We start from the raw sequence: 17,579 nt of genomic DNA, 5'->3' as shown, positions 1-17,579 counted from the left end.
TTGGTCGCTGCGGGCGTGGCGGACACTGGTCAGGCCCGCGGCAATCGAAGCTCGATTTATAGGTACGGACGCTAGCTCTGGCGGGCGCGGACCCGCGGCATGTCGGCTGTTCCCGTGCCGATCGCGGCGCGGCGGTCGGCGACGGCGTGATGGAATTGTTCGAGCGCGAGCCCGATCACCGACAAGTCGCTTTCCTCGATCGTGCCGTCGTCGTAGCAGTTGAGCGCCTCGCGCAACATGCCGTCGGCCGCGGTCTGCATGTCGGCCAGTTCTTCGGGCGTTTCGGCCTTGCGCACCCTGGTAATCAGATCGAGCAGATTGTCGCGATGTTCAGTGTACTTCTCGCGCTCGTCGCGCTTCCAGTAGTGCTGCAGCCAGGCGCCGGCCGAGCCGAGGCCCGACAGGAACAGGATCGCGCCCCAGATGTAGTCGGTATATTTTTCCAGAAACGTTCGCTCGGTGCCGTCGATATAGGCCGCGGCTCCCGCATGCGCGGGCAGTGCCGCGTCCTTGTCGGTGTCCGGCTTCTCGATATGGGCGGCGCTCGGTGATTCTCGCGCCAGCTGCTGGCGATCCGTGAACAGTTGCCGGGCGAAGCCTGCGATCGAGGTTTCCGATACCGATTTCGCGGCGACGATCAGATGGTTGACGCTGACGGTCTCGACCTTGTCTTCGGGCCGCGCCGGCGAGGAGGAGAAGATGCTGCCGGCGATTTCCTCGGACTCATAGAGCGGATGTTTTTGCGCGATCGCTTCGGAAACGTCGATCGGCAGGAATTTCGGTTCGCCACGCGCCGCAGCCGTTGCCGTGATCGCGTCCGCGGTGATCTTGCTGTTGAGCGGGCCGACCGCCATGAAGGCGTCGATCGTGGGATCCTTCGCCATCTCGGCAATCTGGTTGGTGCCGAACTGGCTGATCGTTACCTTGTCCGGATTGAGGCCGGACGAGGTCAGGATCACGCGCAGCAGCGTGACGTTGGCCTGGGTTCGTCCGATCACGCCGACCTTGTGGCCGGCGAGTTCGTCGAGACTCTTGACCTTGACCGCCGTCTGCTTCTTGCCGTTCTTGCCCGGAAGTCCCGGCGCCGACCACAACACCACGACGTTCTTGCGCAGGATGGCGACGGACTCGGCGTTCGCCGGCAAATTCAGATCGCCCCGCGCGACCGCGAGCTCGGCCTTGCCGGCTGCAAACAGCGCGATGCTTTCGGTCGCTCCCTCGGTCGTGATCGGCGACAGCCGGATCGCGTTGCCGTCGCGCGCGAAGGTCTGTGCCAGCAACTGGATCAGCTTCTGGTCCTCGCTGCCTGAGGGACCGACCGCGATCCGCAGCGTGACCGGACGCAGCGCGTAATAGAGCGTGCCGGCGGCGACGCCGAACGCCAGCATCCCTACAGCGAGGATCAAGAGCGCATAGCTCTTCCGCTTCTTTCGCGGGCGGGGCGGCGCCGGATTATCGTTCAGGTCTGACATGGTTCTGTCACGTTACACGAAAAGGCGTGGAGATGGTCCTAAAAAACATCCTTACAGATCGATGACGTCACACGCCTGAAATATCCATGTCCTTAACGTCGGGTATCGAGAATCAACCGAGTCTCAGGGCCCGACCATGCGGATATTGATTGCGACCGACGCCTGGCACCCGCAGGTGAATGGCGTCGTACGGACGCTGACATCGCTGGCGCGCAGCGCGGCGACGCTGGACGCCGACATCAGCTTCCTCACGCCGGACGGGTTTCCTTCCGTCGGAGTTCCGACCTATCCGGGATTGCGGATGGCGTTGCCGAACCGGGGCGAGATCGCGCGCCGGATCGAGCAGGCAGCACCCGAAGCCATTCACATCGCGACCGAGGGACCGATCGGTTGGGCCGTGCGCGGCTATTGCCGCCGCAACAAGCTCGCCTTCACCACGTCCTACACGACGCGGTTTCCGGAATATGTCGAAGTCCGCACCATGATTCCGGCCAGTGTCGGCTACGCGCTGCTGCGGCATTTTCACTCAGCCGCCTCGACGATCATGGTCGCAACCGCTTCGCTGCGGCAGGAACTGGCCGAGCGCGGCTTTCGCAGGCTCGGCTCCTGGGGGCGCGGCGTCGACACCGAACTGTTCAATCCGGACAGTCCCGCGAAGCTCGACCTGCCGCGGCCGATCTTCATGACGATGGGCCGGGTCGCGGTCGAAAAGAATCTCGAAGCATTTCTTTCGCTGGATCTGCCTGGAACCAAAGTCGTGATCGGCGATGGACCGCAGCGGGCACAACTCGCGCAGAAATATCCGGATGCGGTATTTCTCGGCGAGAAAAAGGGCGCCGACCTGACCGCGCATCTCGCTGCGGCCGATGTCTTCGTGTTTCCGAGTCTCACCGACACCTTCGGCGTGGTGCAGCTCGAGGCACTGGCCTGCGGCACGCCGGTGGCGGCGTTCCCGGTCACCGGCCCCAAGGACGTCATTGCCGATCATCCGATCGGTGCGCTGGACAATGATCTGCGCAGCGCCTGTCTGCGCGCGCTGACGATGTCGCGCGAGACCTGCCGCCATTTCGCGCTGGAGCGCTCCTGGGAAAACAGCGCCCGGCAATTCATCGGCAATCTGGCCGCGCTGCAGCCGAGCCGCGTGCCGCGGCCCGCGCGCAAGGCCGTCGCGCGCAGCGCCGTTCAGGGTTGATTATCAAACCAGTCAAATCACAGAGACGAGAAGGCAGACGCATCATGGCAGAAATCATCAAGCTTGACGGCACGCAGTCGCTGGACTTCGACCGAGAGACGGTCGAGCAAGCCTACGACCGCTGGGCGCCGGTGTATGATCTCGTGTTCGGCGGCGTGTTCAAGAAAGGCCGCACGGCTGCGATCCAGGCCACCAACAAGATGGGCGGCCGGGTACTGGAAGTCGGCGTCGGCACCGGCATCTCGTTGCCGCAATATGCGCCGCACCTGCGCATCTTCGGCACCGATATTTCGGAAGCGATGCTGCAGAAGGCCAAGAAGCGCGTCACCGAACTTGGCCTCAAGAACGTCGAGGGCCTCGCGGTGATGGACGCCGAGAAGCTCGAATTCCCCGACAATTCGTTCGACGTCGTGATGGCGCAATATGTCGTCACCGCGGTGCCGAACCCGGAAAAGGCGCTCGACGAATTCGCCCGCGTGCTGCGGCCCGGCGGCGAGCTCATCATCCTGACCCGTGTCAGCGCCGATGCCGGCATGCGCCGCTTCATCGAGACGCGGCTGCAGCCGGTGGTTCGCCCGCTCGGCTTCCGCACCGCCGAGTTCTCCTGGTCGCGCTATGCGCAGTGGCTGTCGGGCGCGCGCGGCATCGAACTCGCCGAGCGCCGCCTGATTCCGCCGCTCGGCCATTTCTCGCTGGTGCGTTTCCGCAAAATCGAGCCGACCGCCGCCGTCGCGTAAGCGCGGCGGAGTCCGCGTCATCGCGTCGCTGCGGTTGGTCATATGTCATTATCATGATGTCACATGCCGGACATCGAATCCCGGTAAATTCAACCCGAAAGAACTTTGGGGAAGAGCAATGATCAAGAATTTCCTGCAGGAACTGCGTACCCAGCGTTGGGATGACCATCGTTTCTATCATCACAGCCGGATCAACCAGTCGCTGCACTTCCTCAGCGCGGCGAGCTTCCTGTTCGCCTATGTGATGCTGTTCGTCGATCCCGCCATCTCGGCCTTGGTCGGCTGGCTGGTTTCGATGACCTCGCGTCAGGCCGGTCACTTCTTCTTCGAGCCGAAGGGCTACGACCACGTCAACCAGGCGACCCACGAGCACAAGGAAGAGATCAAGCTCGGCTACAACCTGCAGCGCAAGGTCGTGCTGATGACGATCTGGGCGCTGTCGCCCGCGGTGCTCTATATCGATCCGACCCTGTTCGGCCTGTTCACGCCCTGGGCGTCGGCGGCGGACTTCATGCGTCAGGTCGCCAAGATCTGGCTGGTGGTCGGCGCCGGTGGCCTGCTGTTCCGCACCGTCCACCTGTTCTTCATCCGTGACGTCGAGACCGGCCTGGTCTGGATGACCAAGATCCTCACCGACCCCTTCAACGACCTCAAGCTCTATCACAAGGCGCCGCTGTTCCTGATGAAGGGCGAGCTGATCGATCCGGGTTTGGAAAAGCACGTCAAGCACGCGTGAAGATCGCGTCATTTAGAAGAGAAGTCGTCACGCCCGGCCTTGTGCCGGGCATCCACGTTCTTAGAGCTGGACTAGGTTTGCCTTTCGTCATTGCGAGGAGCGTAGCGACGAAGCAATCCACTCTTTCTTCGTGTGGTGAGATGGATTGCTTCGCTTCGCTCGCAATGACGGGTGAGGCGATGCTCGAGGTAGTCCAAAGAAAGTCGTGGATGGCCGGGTCAAGCCCGGCCATGACGAGCGTTAGAGCTTCAAACTCGCCCAAACCGCTTGTTCAGGATCTCCCGCAGAATCCTGCGTTTGATGGTCTTGTTGGTCTGCGACGCATCGTGCCACCACCAGCCGTCGCGCTTCATCTTCTCGGACGCAGCGACGAAACGGTCGGCGACTTCGCTGAAATCGGCGTCGGTGTAGTTGAGGCTGAAGATCAGACGGCCGGTGCCGACCCAGCTCAACGCCAGGCCCTCGGCGCGCAGGTAATATTGAAGCATCCAGTTGTAACGCGAAGGTTCGGTATATTGCACCATCCAGATCGACGAGATGTTGCTGACGCGCACGGGAAGATTCGCGGCGGTCAGCTTTTCGTTCAGGACGGCGGCGCGCTTGTTCCAGGTCTCGTCGAGCCCATTGTAGATCGAATTGAAATTCGGGCTGGCGAGCCGGCTCAGGAATTCGTCCATCGCCGTCATGACGTAGGGATGCGAATTGAAAGTGCCGCGGGCAAAGCAGACGTCGGCGGGACGATCGTCGCGAAACCGCCGCATCAATTCCTTGCGGCCGCAGACCACGCCGACGGGAAGTCCGCCGGCAAGGCTCTTGCCGTAGGTGACCATGTCGGCGCGAACGCCAAAGTATTCCTGGGCACCACCGGCAGCGAGCCGGAAGCCGACGAACACCTCGTCGAAGATCAAGACGATGCCACGCTCGGTGCAGACTTCGCGCAGCTGCTTCAGCCAGTTGCCATAGGCGGCGCGGTCGAACGAACCCTTGCGCGAACTGTCGACCAGGGCGGAATCGCCGGGCGCGTTGGCGTTCGGATGCAGCGCCTGCAGCGGATTGACCAGCACGCAGGCGATGTCTTTACGGGTGCGGAGCACATGCAACGTCCGCTCCGACATGTCGGCCAGGGTATAGGTCTCGTGCGGCGAAACGGGGTTGCCGACGCCGGGCTGCACGTCGCCCCACCAGCCGTGATAGGCGCCGGCGAAGCGAACCAGGTGCGTCCGTTTGGTGTGGTAGCGCGCCAGCCGAACCGCCTGCATCACGGCTTCGGTGCCGGACATGTGGAACGAGACTTCTTCAAGCCCGGAAATCTCGCACAGCCGCCGCACATTGTCGGTGATGACGGGATGGTAGGGGCCGAGCACCGGGCCGAGCGCGTGGGCGCGCTTTTCGGACGCCTCGATGCATTCCTTGTAGAAGTCGTTACCAAAAATGTTGACGCCGTAGGAGCCGGTCAGGTCGTAGGAGACGTTGCCGTCGACGTCGGTGACGGTGACGCCGGACGAGGACTGCACGAAGGCGCTGGCGGAAAGATGTTCGCGCACCAGCCGGCTGTACTGGAACGGCACCCGGTAGGTTTCGGTGAACTGCAGGTCGGAGATGTGTTCGGCCGCCTCCGCCGTCATCTGCCGGCCCTTGGCGTAACGCGCCTGGTAGAGGCCGGCGAGCCGGAAGAACGCGTCCTGGCGCTGCGCGGCGACATCGGCCGGCGCGCCGTCGGAGCGGAAGAACTCGCCGATATCGAACTCATAGTGCGGCACCAGCCGCGCGACCATTTTGGACATTTTGGAATGTCCGGTCAGCGAGCGGTGTTTGGCCCGCGACAGCGCCAGCCGCGCCTGCAATTTAGGGAAAGTCACCGCGGCGCCGGCAATCGCAACGGCGGACAGCGACAGAATCGAAAGGGGCGAATCCATGCCGCCAGCGCTAGCCAATCCATCTAACAGATTGATGACAATGAAGGGGCTGATCGCCTCCCTGACCCAGCAGGAGGACCTCAACTTTCTGTTGACCAACCGTATCCCGCGGGCGGCGCTGACCCGCTTCATGGGCTGGTTCAGCAAGATCGAGAATCCCTTGGTGCGCGATGCCTCGATCGCCTGCTGGCGGCTGTTTTCCGACCTCGATCTGTCGGAGGCCAAAAAGACCGAGTTCAAGAGCCTGCACGACTGCTTTACCCGCGAGCTTCGCCCCGGGCTGCGCCCGGTCGATCCCGATCCATCCGTGGTGGTTTCCCCGAGCGACGGCATCGTCGGCGCGCATGGCCGCATCCAGGATACCGAGCTGTTCCAGATCAAGGGCGCGCCCTATTCGCTGCTCGACCTGCTCGGCGATCCCGCTTTGGTGGAGCGTCATCGCAACGGACGCTTCCTCACGCTGCGGCTGACGTCCAGCATGTATCACCGCTTTCACGCGCCGTATGACGGCCGGATCGAGCGGGTGACGTTCGTCCATGGCGACGTCTGGAACGTCAACCCGATCGCGCTGAAGCGGGTCGAGCGGCTGTTCTGCAAGAACGAGCGCGCGGTGATCGAAACCCGGCTGCCGTCAGGCGAAGCGCTGACGCTGGTGCCGGTGGCCGCGATCCTCGTGGCGAGCATCCGGCTGCACTTCCTCGACCTCACGCTCAACGCGCAGAGCAGGGGAGCAAACGTGTTCCCCTGCGATGCCAGCGTGCGCAAGGGCGACGAACTCGGCTGGTTCGAGCACGGCTCGACCATCATCGTGCTGGCGCCGGACAATTTCGAGTTTGCGGCCAACGTCATGGAAGGCGCCCGCGTGAAGGCCGGCGAGGCGCTGCTGCGAAAGCCGTAAAATTCCTACTCGATTTTACCGGCCGGGGCCTCTATATGGACGCGATCACGACGCTGGTCGTGATCGCAACCCCTTGAGGAACTGAGATGGCGCGAACGCCTGCAATGGCGGCGGGAGGTATTGTGCTGCGGCAGGCAAAGCCGCCGCTGGTCGCCGTCGTGCGCCTGCGCAAGCGCAATGAATGGGTGTTGCCGAAGGGCAAGCTCGACGACGGCGAGACGCCGCGGGCCGCTGCCGAGCGCGAGGTGCTGGAAGAGACCGGGCACGCGGTCGCCGTGCACGAATTTCTGGGCACGCTGGTTTACGAGGCTCGCGGCGGTTCCAAGGTGGTGCACTACTGGCGCATGGAAGCCGGCGACGCGCCGGTGCGCGAACTGATGCGCGATGTGCGGGCCGTGGACTGGTTGCCGCTGGGCGATGCCGTCGAGCGGCTGTCGCGCGGCTACGAGCGCGCGTTCCTGGAAAATGTCGGCCCGATCGCGCTGTCCGCGGCGGCGCATGCGGCGAGCACAACGCGTCCGCGGCCAAAGCCGGCGGTCGAAAAGCCGCGGGCGAAGCGCAGCGCCACGACACCGCCTCCAACCGTGACAGCGCCGCCTTCGCAACCCGACCTCTCCGTCGTGCAGGATGATCGCACGGCGGTCATGATCGATGCGTTCGAAGCGGAAGCCAATGGTGACGTGATGCCGTCCGCCGTTGCGCCGCCATTCGCGCTGGAGGTCGAGCCCGCGGCCGTCGGCGCGGACGCGACGCGAGCGCCCCTGCGCAAAGGTCTGATTCAAAAGATGCGAGACTGGCTGCGCCGCGCCGTCTGATCCGCTTCTATCTCGCCCCGCAAGCGTGGCGGGACGTCGTCATCCGGCGCGCGTTTATCTCCTTACCGCACGTCCTTTGGCCGCTTGCCTTTGGGCGGCACGGCAGGCGCCCGCCTCGGCAGTGCTCCCGGCCGCAGGGCAGGTGCGTTCTGGATGCCGGGCACTCGTGAAAGCCCTGGCACGTGCGGCGCGAGCCGGTTCAGCAATCCCGGCTGTCCCTGCGGCGCGCTGGGCTGCGCCGGCAAGGGCGGCTGTCCGGCACGCGGCGGCAGACCGGGCTGCGATGGTGTCGCGGGCTGCAGCGGTTGTCCCGTGCGCGGCGATAGTCCTGGCTGTGACGGCGCGCCCGGCTGTTTCGGCAGGCCGGTGCGCGGCGTGGTGCCGGGTTGCGCAGGCGAACCGGGTTGCGCAGGCGAACCGGGTTGTTGCGGCTGACCCGCGCGCGGCGGCGTGCCCGGCTGTGCCGGCGAGCCCGGCTGTTGCGGCTGTCCCGTGCGCGGCGTCGTGCCGGGTTGGGTCGCCGTGCCCGGCTGACCGGTGCGCGGCGTGGTGCCCGGTTGTGCCGGTGAACCCGGTTGCTGCTGGCCCTGACGGTTCGGCTGGCCCGGCTGTTGCGGTTGTCCGGGACGGTTCTGTCCAGGACGGTTCTGTCCGGGCGCGCTGTTCGGCTGCTGGCCGGGCTGCCGGATCGGGCGGTTCGGATTGACGAAATTGGGATTGGCGCGCCGGAAGTCGCGCTGCTGCTGAACGACCTGACGGCCAAGCGTTTGCGTCGAGTGCACCTGGCGGACAAAGCCCTGGTCGCGCTGGATCATCTGCGGCGGAATCACCAAAGGCACCGCCGAAGCGCGTGCGCCGCCGATGCCGGGACGGACGGTGAAGCCGCTGGCGCCCTGCGTAAGGAAGCCGAGCCGCGCGCCGCTGCGGTCATTGACCTCGATGCGGCCGACCTTGCCGTCGGCATCGGGATAAAGCTTGATGTTGTTGGTGGCGCTGGTGCCGCCGCCTTCCGGCACCTCGACGAGGCCGGTGGTGCCGCGAATGCCGAGCGTCGCGGTCGGCGTCGTGATTTTCATATCGCCGGTCTTGGCGACGGATGCCGCCACGAAAGCCACCGTGCCCTTGGCGACGTCGAAGATGCCGGCATTGTTCTTGCCGCCGTCTTCATAGACGTAGGTGTCGATGGTGATCTGCGCGTTCGCCTTGAGATTGAAGGTGGTGGCATCGATGAAGGTGATGCCGAGCGACGAATTCGCAGCGGTCTGCACCACGTCGTTGAGATAGATGTCGTCCTTGACCTTGAGCGGCGTAGTGGCGTTGTTGCGGACCACGCTGGCGGTGCCGGTCACGGTGGCGGCGTTGCCGATCGGTTCTTCCGGCGCCTGCTGCGCGTCGGCGGCGGGTGCGGCGGAGTTTGGTGCCGGCTGCGCCGCGGGTTGCGTCGGTGCGGGCTGCGCCTGTGCCAGCTGCACCGGATCGGAAGGCGCTGAGGGAATATCCTCCGCGTTTGCTGGCATACTGCAGACCAACAGCAGGAGCGTGAGGGAAAGCAGACGCTGCATCACGGGAGCTTCCGGGAAACGGGACAGGTAACGCGAGATCGGGCGAGGCGTGGTAGCGGCCGATATCAGCCTCGCCGGCCTGAACGCGGGATGAACGTCACCCGCTTGTTGTCACGGCAGCCCAAAACGATCAAGCGCCACATCCGGAATCGCCGGCCATGACAAGTACCGTGCCGCTTGCGCCCTTACATCTGGCCGCCGTTGCGGACGCAAGCTTCGATCCGCGAAAAGCCGACGTTCTTATGCGGGCCGCCGGCAATCCGGTGTCCTTCGGCGCTGCATTTCGCGTACAGGGCTTTCGTGGATTGGCTTGAGCCCCCGGCATCTGGGGAAGCAGGCTCGCTTTCGGTGGACGAAGATGAACTCGCGGTAGTTCTCTTTCGGGCGGTTCGGCCGCCTTCGTTGCCTCCCTTGGCGTCGTTCGCCGGCAGGGTGCGATCCGCCGAAACCAACCGCCAAAGCGGAGTGAACCTGATTGCGGGGCCCGTAATTTTCTTGTCGGGATTGGTGACTCGCATGCTCATTGCATCGGTTCCGGTAAACTTCACCTCGATCGCATAAATCCCGGACCAAAACCTGAATGCGTTGTCGGAAATTTTTGCCGCAAAACCGACATAGCCAGCAGGAGACTTTTCATCCCAGGTACCTTTGGCTGCAGGTCCATAAACATAATGGCCAAGGACCATGCCGTCAGAAAGGGCCTCAGTCAGAACCAGCATTTTCTGGCGTCCTTCGCCCGGTCCGACTTTGCCTACCCAAATGCCAACGTATCGTTGGAAAGATACGGGAACATCGGCCTTGGTTTCTCCGATGGCGAACGGCGGCATCGAGAGCTTCAGCTTGGATCCCATCGCCGCAATGCGTTTGGCGTCTTCCTCGGTGAAGGCGTTCCGTTTCTTTTCGTCGGGAGGCGTCGTGCGATCCTTGCCGGCATTTTGCTCGGTAGATGTCGTTGCGACCACGACTGGAGGAGCTGCCAAAACGGTCGCGGGAGGTGCCGCAGCGGGGGGCCGTGCGACAACCGGAGCCTTCAGATAGATCGCCTCCTTGGAAAGCGAGCCGTAGACGAATGGCTGCTGCTCCCGCTTGGTGGCGGTCATCACCTCATCGCGCACATTCCGGAACAGGAATGATATCTCCAGTCCCGGCGTTTCGATGTTACGAAGCAAGGCGGTCGTAAAAGGGCTGTTTCTCCCATCCCCGTCATTGGCTGTGGTCCCATCGCGGGCGGCGTAAGCTACCAAGACATTGTCGGTAGGCTCGGTGGGAGCCAGCCCGCGCGCTACGGCCCGGGTACGCAGCGACCGCTGCATCTTCGCGGCGAACGGATTGTTGCGGCAGGCATCCAGAATGACGAGGCCGAGCTGGCGCGCCTTCGACACCTGAAGATTGATCGACCGCAGGCTGACGGCCTCGCTTTCGACGTCGGTGTCGCTGCGAAGTTCGGCGTCGGTGGGGATCAACCAGTTCTCGCCGCCGGCTTCCATGCCGTGTCCGGCGTAGAATACGATGGCCATTTCCGCCCCTTCGGTGGCGCGGCCGAAGTCGACGATCGCTTTTCGCATTTCGGCGGCACCGGCGTTGTTGAGGCGGGTCACCTTGAAATTCAATCGTTCGAGCGCCGAGCCGATATCGGCGGCATCGCGGGGAGGGTTGGGAAGCGTTGGTACCTTTTGATAGGCGCCATTGCCGATGACGAGGGCGACCCGATCCGCCGCCGACGCGGGAGCGATCCAGCCCAGCGCCAGCAGTGACAAAATGCCTGCAAGACAGAAATTCAGACGAACCACGAACCTACCCCGGATCTACGCGTGCGCCGCAAAAATTGAAGCCCCGAATCATGATGGCAAAGCTCGTTGTCGCTGTCACCATCATGATGCCGGGATCCGATCAGCTGACGCGCTTCCAGGTCTGGCCGCCGCAGAACATGCCGCCGAAGGCGCAGCCCTGGACGCGGAGGGAAGTGGTCCCCTTCATCGCCATCGTCGAGTCGTAGTTGCGGCCGCTGTCGGGATCGTGGATGCGACCGGTCCACTTGCTGCCTTCCGGCTTCATGCTGATCAGGATCTTTTCGCCGCTCTTGACGGAATAGCCGCAGAGGTTCGGTCCGCATTGTTCGATGCGCACGTTGCCCTTGTTCTCTTCGGTCGCCCAGACGCCGAGCGGCGAGTTCGGGTCGGACACCGGCGCGGCGGCAACCGGGGCCGGCTGCGCGACGGGTGCGGCAACGACGACCGGTGCAGGCGCCGGGACTGCGACGTCGACTTGGGCCGGCGCAGCCGAGGCAACGGCGGTCGGGGCCGGCGCAACATAGGTCGCGGCCGGTGCCGCGGGCTGCGGCGCCGCCGCCTGAACCGGAGCGGGGGCGGAAGCCGGGGCCGGTTTTGCCGGCGAAGTATCGGCGAAATCGTCATCGTCCTTGTTCTTGGAGCCGATGCCCTTGAGATCGATGCTGCCGACCGTGCCGGAATATCCGGGCGCCGTGATCCTGATGCAGGAGAGCGCGTTGCAGTTGCGCGGCGCTTCGACGCGAATTCGCTCGCCATTGATCTGGAACGAAATGCCGTTGCCGGCCTGCGCCGAGGTGGTGGCCAGCAGCAGCGCGGCGAGGATGTAGAGCCTTTTCATGTGAGCCTCCAGTGCGGCTTGTGAAGGGTGGCGGTTAACTTGCCTGGACCCTATGCGCCGCCAGCGGCAGCTTCCGTGATGCGTGTCACAGGACGCGCGCCATCTCGGTCACGGACCGGTGAGGTGACTCAAATCACATCCAGCCGGAGTTTGGACGGCTAGCTTTCCCGACATGATCTGCGGGAGGGTGCGATGAAACGAATTTATTGGCTTGCCGGGCTGATGGCGCTCAGCTCCCCCGCTTATGCCGGCAGTTCGATTTCATTCTCGGTCGGCGGTCACCGGATCCATATCGAAGCCTCCCCCCATTGCCGCTCGACCTCCTGTGCGTCGGTGTCGGTCTCCGGCATTTACGATTCCCGCCGCAGGCGCGACCGGTTCGATGACGACGATGCCGCGCCGGCAAAACCCGCATCACCAACGCCGCAAATGATTGCACCGCCGGCGCCGCCCGCGAACAACCTGCCGGCGCCGACCGTCGTCGTTTCCGCGCCGCCCACCGTCTACAAGCCGGCCGCCGTCGCGACGCAGATCGCCGCTGCGCCACCACCACCACGACCCGTTCAACAGGTCGCGATCCCGCTGGCGCCGCCGCCGCCGGTTCAGCAGGTTGCGATTCCCGTCCCGCCACCGCTGCCGGCGCCGGTTGCCGCACCGCAGGTTTCCCGGGTTTCGCACGAGGTCGAACAGGAGACCGACGATACGCCGGTCGGCGACTGGCAGACCGAAGGCAAGGGCGCGGTGCGCATCACGAGATGCGGCAATGCGCTGTGCGGCTACGTCCTCAATTCATCGTCCGACGATCGTGGCGAGGCGGTCCTGATCAACATGAAGCCGAAAGACGACACGCAATGGACCGGCAATGTCTACAGCCATGACAGCGGCGACACTTTTTACGGCACGATGAACCTGAAGACGCCGAATACGCTGCGCGTCGAAGCCTGCGCGCTCTACCGCTTCTATTGCTCCGGCAACAACTGGAGCCGGATCTCGGGGCGGGCCGAAAGCCTGATGACGTCGCGCCAGGTCTCTGCTGAGCCGCGGTCGTAACGCGGCGCTGTCATGAAACGCCGGCATTATAGGCGCCGATATTGTTATCTCGATTGTTATCCTGACAATAGCTGCTAGAATTCACCTGTTCATACAATCGGAATTTCGATGCGGGCTTGTTGGGCATCAGTAGCTGCCATTTTTTTGATTTTTGGCCTGTACGACCCCGCGTTTGCCGAAAAGCGCGTGGCGCTGGTGATCGGGAATTCCGCTTATCAAAACGTGGGCCGGCTTCTCAATCCCGCCAACGACTCTGCGGCGATGTCTGAGACTTTCAAGAGTGCCGGGTTTGACGTCGTCGAGCTGAAACGAGACGTCAAGGCAAATGAAATGCGCCGGGCGCTTCGTGATTTTTCGGACAGCGTGCGGGATGCGGACGTCGCCATCGTCTACTATGCGGGCCACGGCATCGAGATTGACGGCACCAACTATCTCGTTCCGACGGATGCGACCCTCGAACGCGATATCGACGCCTATGATGAGGCGATCCCGCTCGAACGGCTGCTGGCCGTGATCGAGCCTGCCCGGAAACTGCGGCTGGTTATTCTGGATGCGTGCCGCGACAATCCGTTCAGCAAGAGCATGAAGCGAACGATTGCCTCGCGCGCGATCGGACGTGGACTGGCAAAGGTCGACCCGACCAGCCCCAACACCCTGGTCGCGTTCGCGGCCAAGGCCGGATCGACGGCATCCGACGGCGACGGCAAGAACAGTCCGTTCACCGCGGCGCTGGTCAAGTACCTGCCGAAACCCGGGCTCGATCTGCGCAAAGCGTTCGGCTTCGCACGCGACGAGGTGCTGAAGACCACGGGCAACCGGCAAGAGCCCTTCATTTACGGCTCGCTGGGCGGCGACGACTTTGCGCTCGTGCCGGCGGCTGTTCCTGCCCCGGCGGTCGCTCCGGCCGTCGATTCCAGCCAGGGGGTCAGGGCCGACTACGAACTGGCCGAGCGTGTCGGCACAAAGGAAGCGTGGGATTTCTTCCTCTCGACCTATCCTGACGGCTTCTACGCCAAGCTGGCGCAGGCCCAGCGCAATAAACTGGAGGCCGAGCAGTCTCGGTTGGCCGCCATCGAGAAGTCCCGCTCGGCCGAGGAGGAGCGAGCCCGGCTCGCGGCGGAAGGCGCCAAGGCAAGCGCGCAGGCGAAGGCGGCGGCCGAAGCCAGGGCGGCCGACGAAGCGCGTGCCGCCGCGGAGCGGAAGAAAGTACTCGAAGAGGCAAAGATCGTCGAGGTCGAACGCGCGCAGGCAAAGGCTGCGGAAGAGGCACGGCTGGCCGCGGAACGGAAGAAGGAAATCGAGCAGACGAAGGCCGCCGAGGCCGAACATGCGCGGCTGGTCCTGCAAGCCAAGGCGGCGGCGGATGCCCGCATCGCCGCCGAAAATGCCCGGGCCGCAGCGGAAGCCGAAGTCAAACGGGAGCAACTTGCCCTGGAACGGGCCAAGGCGCTCGCCGAGGAGAAAGCCGCTGAAGCCGCCCGCATCAGGGCGGAAGCACAAGCCAGGGCCGAACAGGATGCCAGGGTCGTTGCTTCAACGACGAAGGCGGCGGAAGAGGCCAAGGCGAATCAGGACGCCGAGCGCGCCCGGCAGCAGAAGGTGGTGCAGGAAGCGCGACTTGCGGAGGCAGAGCGCGGCAGGCTTGCCGCACAGGTCAAGGCAAATGAGGCTTCGACCAATGCGGTGACGGCCGACGATGCCGTGCGCAAGGAAGCACAGTCCGTCGTGGATCAGAAGGCGAAGCCGATCGGTCCGCTGGCAAACCTGACGCCGCCGAATGATCAGGGGGCGTCGGCGCCGGACCAGGAAAGCCTGCCCCGTTTGCTTCAGGCGCAGTTGCGGCGCGTCGGCTGCGGTTCGGATCCAGTCACCGGCGATTGGGACGCCTCGGCGCAGAAGGCCTTGCATCTCTTCAACAAGAACGCGGGCACCAAGTTTGACGTCAGGGTCGCGAGCATCGATGCGCTCGACGTTGTCCGCGGCAAGACCGGCCGGATCTGCCCGTTGTTGTGCGAGCATGGCTTCAAGGCCGACGGCGATAGCTGCGTCAAGATCATCTGCAAGGACGGCCTTGAGCTTTCGGACGACAATTCCTGCGAACGCGTCGAGCGGCAGAAGCCGCGGCGCAAGGAGGCGCCGACCGCCACGTTGACGCCCGAGAGAGCGACGGCGCCGTCGCCCGAACGTCAGCGAGAACCGGCTGCTCCTTCCGCCATCCAGCGCGCCGATCTGGCGAAACAGGGTGGCGGTTATCGCCAGTGCATGGGCGCGCTTCCCGGCTGTTACGAAAGGGCCATCAGAAACAGGTCTCCCGAGGCCGCCAGGGCGTGGTGCAACAGACGGCCGACCTGCTGATGAGGACGTTTCGATCCATCATTTCCGCCAAGCGTGCCCTCGGCATCGCCGGGCTTTCTGCAATCCTGATTTTCTGCGGACTACACCCTGCCCACGCGGAACGCCGGGTCGCGTTGGTGATCGGCAATTCGGCATACCAGAATGTGGCCAAGCTTTCCAATCCGGCCAATGATTCGGCGGCAATGGCCGCAACATTCAAGGAGGCCGGTTTCGACGTCGTTGAGTTGAAGCGCGATCTCAAGACGAGCGAGATGCGCCGCGCGCTTCGTGATTTTTCGGATGCCGCGCGGGATTCCGACGTTGCCATCGTGTTTTATGCCGGTCACGGCATCGAGATCGATGGTGCAAATTATCTGATACCTACCGATGCCGTGCTGGAGCGCGATATCGACGCGTTCGATGAAGCCATCCCGCTCGATCGATTGCTGGCGGTGATCGAGCCTGCCAGAAAATTGCGGCTGGTGATTCTGGATGCCTGCCGCGACAATCCCTTTGTCAAGAGCATGAAGCGCACCATTGCATCGCGTGCGATCGGACGCGGGCTTGCCCAGGTCGAACCCGGCAGCGCGAACACGCTGATTGCGTTTGCCGCAAAGGCCGGATCGACTGCCTCCGACGGCGACGGCAAGAACAGTCCATTCACGGCGGCGCTCGTCAAATATCTGCCGAAACCGGGCCTCGACCTGCGCAAGGCCTTCGGCTTTGCCCGCGATGAAGTTCTGAAATCGACCGGCAACAGGCAGGAACCGTTCATCTACGGTTCGCTGGGTGGCGAAGACTTTCCCCTCGTCGCCGCGGTGCCGGTGCCTGCGGCATCCAATCCCGGTCAGGCGATGCGCCGAGACTACGAACTCGCCGAGCGGGTCGCTACGCTTGAAGCATGGGATCTTTTCATCGCGACCTATCATGATGGCTTTTACGCAAAATTGGCGCAGGCCCAGCGCAACAAGCTGGAGGCTGAGCAGTCGCGCCTGGCGGCGATCGAGAAAGCGCGTTTGGCGGAAGAGGAACGGGCGAGACTAGCGGCCGAAGGCGCCAAGGCGACTACCCAGGCAAAAGCTGCGGCCGATGCCAAAGCGGCTGCCAAGTCGGCCGAAGAAGCCCGTGCCGCCGCAGAGAGGAAGACGGCGCTCGAGGAGGCAAGGATAGCCGAAGTCGAACGCGCGCAAGCCAAGGCAGCGGAAGAAGCGCACGTTGCGGCCGACAAGAAACAGCAAAACGAGGCCGCGAAAGCCGCCGAAGTCGAGCGGTCGCGACTGGCGCAACAGGCCAGGTTGGCCGAGGATGCCCGCGTCGCCGCCGAGAATGCCAAGGCGGTCGCCGATGCCAAGGCGGTCAGGGAGCGATTGGCCCTGGAAAGAGCCAAGGCGCTTGCTGAAGTCCAGGTTGCAGAGGCTGCTCGCAGCAAGGCCGAGGCCGAAGCGAAAGCCGAAGAGGATGCGCGGGTGATCGCCGCGAAGGTGAGAGCAGCCGAACAGGCCAAAGCGGCGGAGGCCGAACGCATCAGGCTTGCCGCACTCGCCCCCGCTGGCGCGGCAGCCGAGGACGGTAAGGTGCGCGGGTCATCCGAGGACATCAGCCGATCGCTGGTTTCCGAATTGCGTCGCGTCGGCTGCGGCTCAGCCGCGGCCACCGATGACTGGAACGTCGCAGCCCAGAAAGCGCTTGCGCAATATAACAAGCACGCCGGCACGCAATTCGATGTCAAGGTCGCCAGTCTCGATGCGCTGCAATCGGTTCGCGAGCGGCCCGCCGGTATTTGCCCGCTGGTTTGCGAACACGGTTTCGAGGCCAGCGGCGGCAAATGCGTGAAGATCGTTTGCGAAAAAGGTCATGAGCTTTCCGAGGATAATGCGTGCGAGCGCGTTGTCCGGCAAAAAAAGGAAAAGCCGACACCCGCTGCCACGGCACCGAAGCCAAGGGCCGCACCGGCCCCGGAAGCCCGCCAGCCGGAACCGGTGCGCTCGCGAACCGCCGGAGGAAGTATGGAAGCGCGGATTGCACAATGCCAATTGCGGGCCGGCGGGCGGGAAGGGGGCGGGGCCAGGAACGCCAATCGCAGCTTCCAGCGACTCGATTCCTGCCTTCGTGGCCAGTAGCCGTTGCAATGACCGTCGCGGCCGGGCAACGCGTGACGTCGCGGCAGGTTTTCTCGGCGCCACGCGCTTGAAACTGTAATCGCGGCGCCGACGTTTCCAATTTGTAATCGATGGCACAT

The 17,579-nt window shown here is 64.0% G+C and carries 13 protein-coding genes; 8 read left to right on the top strand and 5 right to left on the bottom strand.

Annotation, left to right across the window (positions count from 1 at the left end; genetic code table 11):
• Positions 1-71 precede the first annotated feature (71 nt).
• Complete coding sequence (locus BLS26_RS09995; RefSeq protein WP_092510604.1) at positions 72-1,472, bottom strand: TAXI family TRAP transporter solute-binding subunit; 1,401 nt, start codon at positions 1,470-1,472, stop codon at positions 72-74.
• 136 nt (positions 1,473-1,608) lie between these two features.
• On the opposite strand from BLS26_RS09995, the gene BLS26_RS09990 reads away from it, so the two are divergent.
• From BLS26_RS09990 to BLS26_RS09980, 3 genes are all read left to right on the top strand, one after another.
• The gene (locus BLS26_RS09990) at positions 1,609-2,664 is read left to right on the top strand and encodes a glycosyltransferase family 1 protein (protein ID WP_092510602.1); all 1,056 of its coding nucleotides are present in this window, start codon (positions 1,609-1,611) and stop codon (positions 2,662-2,664) included.
• Positions 2,665-2,708: 44 nt separating this feature from the next.
• On the top strand, positions 2,709-3,401 hold the full coding sequence (locus BLS26_RS09985; RefSeq protein WP_092510600.1) for a methyltransferase domain-containing protein: 693 nt from the start codon (positions 2,709-2,711) through the stop codon (positions 3,399-3,401).
• A 118-nt stretch (positions 3,402-3,519) separates the two neighbouring features.
• Positions 3,520-4,137, top strand: coding sequence for a hypothetical protein (locus BLS26_RS09980; protein WP_092510598.1), 618 nt, complete (start codon positions 3,520-3,522; stop codon positions 4,135-4,137).
• 248 nt (positions 4,138-4,385) lie between these two features.
• On the opposite strand, the gene BLS26_RS09975 is transcribed toward BLS26_RS09980, so the two are convergent.
• The gene (locus BLS26_RS09975) at positions 4,386-6,053 is read right to left on the bottom strand and encodes an aminotransferase class III-fold pyridoxal phosphate-dependent enzyme (protein WP_092510596.1); all 1,668 of its coding nucleotides are present in this window, start codon (positions 6,051-6,053) and stop codon (positions 4,386-4,388) included.
• A gap of 34 nt (positions 6,054-6,087) precedes the next feature.
• Here BLS26_RS09975 and asd point away from each other — a divergent pair, with 34 nt between their 5' ends.
• Entirely contained in the window at positions 6,088-6,951 is an 864-nt protein-coding gene (gene asd, locus BLS26_RS09970) for an archaetidylserine decarboxylase (protein WP_092510594.1), read from the top strand.
• Positions 6,952-7,037: 86 nt separating this feature from the next.
• Complete coding sequence (locus BLS26_RS09965) at positions 7,038-7,766, top strand: NUDIX hydrolase (protein ID WP_092510592.1); 729 nt, start codon at positions 7,038-7,040, stop codon at positions 7,764-7,766.
• Between the two features lie 62 nt (positions 7,767-7,828).
• Here the strand turns inward: BLS26_RS09965 and BLS26_RS09960 are convergent, their stop codons facing one another.
• From BLS26_RS09960 to BLS26_RS09950, 3 genes are all read right to left on the bottom strand, one after another.
• Positions 7,829-9,283: a FecR domain-containing protein gene (locus BLS26_RS09960; protein ID WP_244541901.1), complete on the bottom strand. Its 1,455-nt coding sequence runs from the start codon at positions 9,281-9,283 to the stop codon at positions 7,829-7,831.
• 230 nt (positions 9,284-9,513) lie between these two features.
• Positions 9,514-11,118: a caspase family protein gene (locus BLS26_RS09955; protein ID WP_157676392.1), complete on the bottom strand. Its 1,605-nt coding sequence runs from the start codon at positions 11,116-11,118 to the stop codon at positions 9,514-9,516.
• Between the two features lie 100 nt (positions 11,119-11,218).
• Positions 11,219-11,956: a DUF2147 domain-containing protein gene (locus BLS26_RS09950; protein ID WP_092510586.1), complete on the bottom strand. Its 738-nt coding sequence runs from the start codon at positions 11,954-11,956 to the stop codon at positions 11,219-11,221.
• A 192-nt stretch (positions 11,957-12,148) separates the two neighbouring features.
• On the opposite strand from BLS26_RS09950, the gene BLS26_RS09945 reads away from it, so the two are divergent.
• The 3 genes from BLS26_RS09945 to BLS26_RS09935 all read left to right on the top strand — a co-directional run bounded on the left by BLS26_RS09945 (position 12,149) and on the right by BLS26_RS09935 (position 17,460).
• Positions 12,149-13,006 (top strand): DUF2147 domain-containing protein, encoded by an 858-nt coding sequence (locus BLS26_RS09945; protein WP_092510584.1) that lies wholly within the window; start codon positions 12,149-12,151, stop codon positions 13,004-13,006.
• Positions 13,007-13,114: 108 nt separating this feature from the next.
• A complete protein-coding gene (locus tag BLS26_RS37195) occupies positions 13,115-15,361 on the top strand; it encodes a caspase domain-containing protein (protein WP_092510582.1) in 2,247 nt (748 codons plus the stop codon).
• Positions 15,361-17,460, top strand: coding sequence for a caspase family protein (locus BLS26_RS09935; protein ID WP_092517881.1), 2,100 nt, complete (start codon positions 15,361-15,363; stop codon positions 17,458-17,460). Before BLS26_RS37195 ends, BLS26_RS09935 begins: the two co-directional genes overlap by 1 nt.
• The last annotated feature ends 119 nt before the right edge of the window (positions 17,461-17,579 follow it).

This window comes from Afipia sp. GAS231, assembly GCF_900103365.1.
Taxonomy (GTDB): domain Bacteria; phylum Pseudomonadota; class Alphaproteobacteria; order Rhizobiales; family Xanthobacteraceae; genus Bradyrhizobium.
This window is presented reverse-complemented; position numbering and strand designations above follow the sequence as displayed.